We start from the raw sequence: 1609 nt of genomic DNA on the forward strand, positions 1-1609 counted from the left end.
GTGCGGCGGCGGGCGCGGGCGCTTCACCGGCTTCGCTGATCACACCGAGCTCACCGCCGACCTCGACGACGTCATCCTCGGCGGCGACGATCTTCGACAACACACCCGCCGCCGGCGACGGGATCTCGGTGTCGACCTTATCGGTGGAGACCTCGAGCAGTGGCTCGTCGACCTCGACCGTGTCTCCTTCCTGCTTCAGCCACCTGGTCACCGTTCCCTCGGTGACGCTCTCACCAAGAGCCGGCATCTGGACGGAGAAGGCCATGTCCGTTGACTCCTCTGACTGCTCGACGGGTTCTACAACAGTTGATCTCACTGCGAACACCCACCGCGGGTCGCGATGGGTGTCCGAAAGCCACCGATCATTGTGCGTGGCACCGGAGATCTGTGTGGTTCTTGTACCGCGATCCATCCTTGCACTCGCTCGCGAGACGTGTAGCACAGGGCAGCGAACTGCACGGGGCTGGCAAGATGGAATGACCGGTGCCGAGCGCTGGGTCACCGGTGTCAGGAGGTCGGCGTCGTTGGGTTTGCTGGATCGTTTCCGAGGCGGCGCGGCCCGGGGTGGTAGCGGTTTACGTGGGGGTTCGAGTACCGGTGCGGATGCGCGCTATCTCGCCGAGTGGGTGCGCACCCATACCGGGGTGGAGGGCTACGTGGAGCCCAAGACGACCGTGACGGATGTCACTGTCGTATTGATCGCGGCCGACGGCGAATGGACCCGCCGCGTCGTCGGCGAGCGTGGCGCCAAACGGCTAGCCGCAGATTTGCGGATCCCCGTTTACGACGTCCGCAAGACCGGTTATCCGCAACGGATGCGTGACTACGACGCTCGCAAGCGGATCGAGCGCAAGCGCGCGCTGGAACGCGATCTGGGCGAATTGTAGGGCTGTTCTTTTCGTTCAATTTGTTCGCGGACCGTGGTGCGGCGCCCGGGAATCCGGACGCCGCAGCGACATTCGGTTACTCCGCCGCGTCCTCGTGCGCGATGTCCTCGATCACCGAGACCAGGGTGCGGACCGGAACCCCGGTGCCGCCCTTGCCGATGTAGCCGAACGGGCCGCCGGTGTTGTAGGCCGGACCCGCGACATCCAGGTGCGCCCACTGCACGCCCTCCGGGACGAACTCCTTCAGGAAGATCGCGGCCGAGAGCATGCCACCCCAGCGGTGCGGTGCGACATTCGCCAGATCGGCGACCTTGGAGTTCAGATCGGCGCGCAGTTCGGTGGGCAGCGGCATGGCCCAGCCGTTTTCACCGGCCAGCCGCGACAGCCGCGCGACGCGGTCGCGGAAATCGTCGGTGCCCATCACGCCGGGGGTACGGGTGCCGAGTGCGACCATCTGCGCGCCGGTGAGCGTGGCGACGTCGATGAGGTATTCCGGATCGTCCTCGCTGGCGCGCACGATCGCGTCGGCCAGGATCAGGCGGCCCTCGGCATCGGTGTTCAGCACCTCGACGGTCTTGCCGCCGTACTGGGTGAGCACATCGCCGGGGCGCTGCGCGGTGGCCGACGGCATGTTCTCGGCCATCGGCACGGTCGCGATCACGGTGACCGGTAGCTCCAGTTCGGCGGCGGCGATGGTGGCGGCGATGACCGCGGCGGCGCCC

Annotated in this window: 2 protein-coding genes and 1 pseudogene; 1 reads left to right on the plus strand and 2 read right to left on the minus strand. The window is 66.9% G+C overall.

Annotation, left to right across the window (positions count from 1 at the left end; translation table 11 throughout):
- The coding region (locus tag NA5_RS38360; RefSeq protein ID WP_305781572.1) for a biotin/lipoyl-containing protein at positions 1-265 on the minus strand (265 nt) is incomplete at its 3' end.
- A gap of 259 nt (positions 266-524) precedes the next feature.
- Between NA5_RS38360 and NA5_RS38365 the strand changes: the two genes are divergently transcribed.
- The gene (locus NA5_RS38365; protein WP_062993947.1) at positions 525-887 is read left to right on the plus strand and encodes a hypothetical protein; all 363 of its coding nucleotides are present in this window, start codon (positions 525-527) and stop codon (positions 885-887) included.
- Positions 888-963: 76 nt separating this feature from the next.
- Here the strand turns inward: NA5_RS38365 and NA5_RS38370 are convergent.
- A pseudogene (locus NA5_RS38370) lies at positions 964-1609 on the minus strand (leucyl aminopeptidase); the annotation flags it as partial.

The organism is Nocardia anaemiae NBRC 100462 (assembly GCF_001612725.1).
Taxonomy (GTDB): Bacteria; Actinomycetota; Actinomycetes; order Mycobacteriales; family Mycobacteriaceae; genus Nocardia; species Nocardia anaemiae.